This is a genomic window from Rhodococcus sp. YH1 (assembly GCF_009939605.1).
Classification (GTDB): Bacteria; Actinomycetota; Actinomycetes; order Mycobacteriales; family Mycobacteriaceae; genus Rhodococcus; species Rhodococcus aetherivorans.
The window spans coordinates 1-3,430 of sequence record NZ_WVTE01000158.1 but is presented as its reverse complement, the minus strand read 5'-3'; the positions used below and the strand labels follow the sequence as shown (position 1 = coordinate 3,430).

4 protein-coding genes are annotated in these 3,430 nt (G+C 67.3%); all 4 read right to left on the bottom strand.

What is annotated here, in order from left to right:
- Nucleotides 1-1,055, bottom strand: a 1,055-nt coding sequence (locus AIIKEEIJ_RS13200; protein WP_202916991.1) for a CotH kinase family protein, incomplete at its 3' end; no start/stop codon positions are given.
- Nucleotides 1,055-1,732, bottom strand: a complete 678-nt coding sequence (locus tag AIIKEEIJ_RS13195) for a DUF4956 domain-containing protein (protein ID WP_006944084.1) — start codon at nucleotides 1,730-1,732, stop codon at nucleotides 1,055-1,057. The genes AIIKEEIJ_RS13195 and AIIKEEIJ_RS13200, both read right to left, overlap by 1 nt.
- 69 nt (nucleotides 1,733-1,801) lie before the next feature.
- Nucleotides 1,802-2,710, bottom strand: a complete 909-nt coding sequence (locus AIIKEEIJ_RS13190; protein ID WP_161995835.1) for a VTC domain-containing protein — start codon at nucleotides 2,708-2,710, stop codon at nucleotides 1,802-1,804.
- Nucleotides 2,711-2,974: 264 nt separating this feature from the next.
- Nucleotides 2,975-3,430, bottom strand: a 456-nt coding sequence (locus AIIKEEIJ_RS13185) for a DnaJ family domain-containing protein (RefSeq protein WP_161995834.1), incomplete at its 5' end; no start/stop codon positions are given.

Here is a 3,430-nt window from a genome sequence, read left to right as displayed (position 1 = left end):
CCCGGCCCGCTCATGTCGTCACCGTTGACGAGCAGGTTCTGCGTGGCGACGTACCGCGCGAACGAGTCCACGTCCACCCACTCCGACAGGTGTGCGCCGAACTCCTCGTCGCTCGCCGAGTCCAGCCACTTCAGGAAGCTGACGACCGGCTGCAGGTTCCCCGTCCCGACCGCATTGATCTGCTCGAACTGGTCGGCGTAGTCCGACTGGTCGTCGCCGATGTACTCGAACCGCGACGACGCGTCCGCCTTGTACAGGTAGCCGTCGGAGTCGAACAGGGAGTTCGCATACGTGTCGTCGGGGTGTTCGAGCAGCAGGCGCGTGGTGGTGGCGCTGTCGTTGACCGAATAGACCGTGTACGCGTAGCGCTGCGTCGGCTGCCCGGTCTCCGCGGTCAGCGACAGGGCCATCGCCTCGTTGAGCACGGGCGAGCCGGGGCGCACCGAGATCTCGGTCATGCCCTGGTAGGCGCGGCCGTCGGCGTTCTCGTCGAAGCTGATGAGCAGCGGCAGCGACGTCGGATCGTCCTCGGACGCCTGCGACATGCCGCCCGGGCCGCCCATGGCCGCCGGATCGAATCCGTCGGGCAGCTCCATCCCCTCCGGGGGCTCGAAGCCCTCGCCGCCGGGCCCGGCGTCCTCGCCGCGCACGCCCATGAGGGTGGAGTTGCCCTTCAACCGCACCGAGACGTCGGTGATCAGCGTGCCGTCGATGGTGACATCGGCGGTGACCCACTTCTTCTCGCCGGTGCTCTGGAAGGCGGTGATCATCTCGTCGTATTCCGCGTCGGTGATCTCGACCGACAGTTCGTGCGGGACCGAGGCGTCGAACAGGTCCACCGTGCCGGTGATGTTGTCGGTGATCTCCGAGGCGATGATCGTCGGGTCGCCGGTGATGTACGGGCGGATGCGGGTCGCCCCGAACACGGTCGCCAGGATCGTCACGAACACGACGAACACAGCCAGGAGTTTCCAGTGCCGGCGCAGCGACGTCGGGACCCGGTGCCGGAGCCGGCGCCGCGGCGGCGACTGCCCGGCGGTGGGTGTGTCGTCCATCAGATGTCCGTCTGGTCGTATCCGGTCAGGACGGTCACCCGCTGGCCGGTGTTGACCGCACTCAGGGCCGAGATCAGCTCGTTCGGCTTCGTGCCCTTCTTCAGCTGCGCGGTGTAGTACAGCTCGGTCAGCGCACCGGAGCGAACGGATTCGGTGGAGACCAGTTCGAACTCGGAGCAGTACCGGATGAGCACGTCCTCGACCAGCGCGTTGTACTCCTGCTCCGGCGGCACCTGCACCTTCACGACCTGACGCTGGACGTCGAGCTTGAACCAGTTGAACTTGTTCATGATCAGCAGCACCAGGCAGATCGCGATCGTCGCGGCGATCGCCAGCAGGTAGAAGCGGGTGCCGGTCGTCATGCCGACGGCCATCACCAGGAAGATGAAGCCTACATCGCGAGTTTCCTTGATGGCGTTGCGGAATCGAACCACCGACAGGGCGCCGACGAGTGCGAACGCGCGGGCGATGTTGGAGCCGACGACCAGCATGATCAGCGAGATCACCATGCCGACCAGCACGAGGGTCTGCACGTAGGACTGGCTGTAGGAGACGTTCCTGTGGGTGTGGCGGTAGACCCAGCCGATGATCGAGGCGAGCACGAACGACAGCGACAGCGACACGATGATGTCGAACGTCGTGAACGTCCCGCTGAGGTCTTGCAGGTCGAAATTCATGATGGTCCTGGTTCGGTGTAGGGACGGGAACGGCGCCCCCTGCGGGGACGCGGGCAGGCGGTGCGGCGGTCAGCGCGCCATCGTCGAGGTCTCGAAGAGACCGGTCGGCACACGGTCGTCGAAGCCTTGCGGCAGAACGAGTTCGGGGGCGCCCATCCGGGAGCGCGGAGCGAGGCCGAACGCCTCGACGGACTGGCAGTACTTCGAGACGCGGACGACCGACATGTCCAGCCGGGCGGTCAGATCGGTCGCCCAGTACGGAACGCGTTCGTTGGCCTTCAGTTCGACGATCGCCAGCCTCGGCGGGACGACGAACCGGTTCTGTGCTCCCGAGGCGAAGTGGAAGTCGCGGTCGCGGCCGTGCACCTTGTGGTCGATCGTCACTCGCAGGCCGAGGTCGGCCTCGCGGCCGACGAACGCCTCCCGCAGGTAGCCGGTGGTCACGATCGGCCGCAGGTCGAGGTTGCCGATCAGCGTCGTCACCTCGTGGGCGAACGGGCGTTGCGAGGGTTCGCAGTCGATCTCCTGCCGTCCGTCGAGCCAGCGTCGCGCGTTCCCGTACGGCACTGCGATGCGCCGTTTCTGGGTGACGCGGTTGACGCGCTGCTTGATCTCGATGTGCACCGTCGTGTCGTCGGTGCATTCGGAAGGGTTGCCGTACAGGCGCATCCGCAGCTTGCGCCGGAACCGCAGGCCCTCGATCTTCTCCCAGTAGAACCGCAGGTCCGGCGTGTCGTAGTAGAGCGAGGTGACCGGGTACCCGCCGTGGGGCGAATACGGATCGGTGTCCATCCGCGCCGCGAGTTCCCGCCGCAGTTCGGGGACCTTCATCTCGTCGACGAAGTATTTGATCTCGTAGCGGTTGAAGGCGTGCAGCCTGCCGGCGGTCTGCTGGTAGCCGGTCGGTGCGGTGGGGACGTCCTCCGCCCGGTGCGTGCCCTTCGCGGAGGACGCGCGGAATCGGTCGAACACTCCCATGGAACCGGCCTCTCGTCGGCGAACCGCTGTGCGGTGAACGCGATGCGAACGACACCAGTACAGCCGGTGACGCTCGAGGAACCTTGGGACGTTCCTGGCAGTCTGCTGGCAACGGGTACGCCGACCGGGACGGCACTTTCGTCTCCGCGACACGAACCGACGAACGCCCCGACAATCAGCAAATGGTGGTCGCGGACGGCTGTGGACCGCGCGGCTGTGCGGTCGTGCGGATTCGGGGGAGCGAACTCGTCGCCGCGCTGCGCCTCAGGTTCCGGCGGACCGTATTCCCAGGACTCGGTGCCACCAGCGCCTACGCGGCGGCTCGGGGGCGTACTCGCGCAGCACGGCGGCCGCTGCCGCGGCCCGCTCGGCGCGTTTCGACCGCAGCTCCGCCCGGTCCGCGGCCCACTGCCGGACCACCTCCTCCGGGTCGACCCTGTGGATGGGGACCAGGGGGCCGCTCGGTGCGCGCAGGCAGTCCACGATCCGCCGGTTCAGCTCCCGGACGATCTGCCGCACCGCCGGCTCGGAGGGTACGTCGAGCACGGTGCTGCGCAACCGCTCGATCTCCTTGCGCAGTTGCAGCGGGGGCGGCAGGAACGCCTCGGTGGACAGTCCTTCCCGGCGCAGATAGTCCTTCACCCACCACAGCTCGTCGTCGCTGCGATGCGGGATGGGTTTGCCGGCTCCCCTGAGGTTGTCGAAGTCGCCCCGCTCCTG

Excerpts from the sequence above, each read along its gene's own strand:
- AIIKEEIJ_RS13195 (WP_006944084.1), bottom strand. The coding sequence starts at position 1,732 with ATGAATTTCGACCTGCAAGACCTCAGCGGGACGTTCACGACGTTCGAC.
- AIIKEEIJ_RS13190 (WP_161995835.1), bottom strand. The coding sequence starts at position 2,710 with ATGGGAGTGTTCGACCGATTCCGCGCGTCCTCCGCGAAGGGCACGCAC.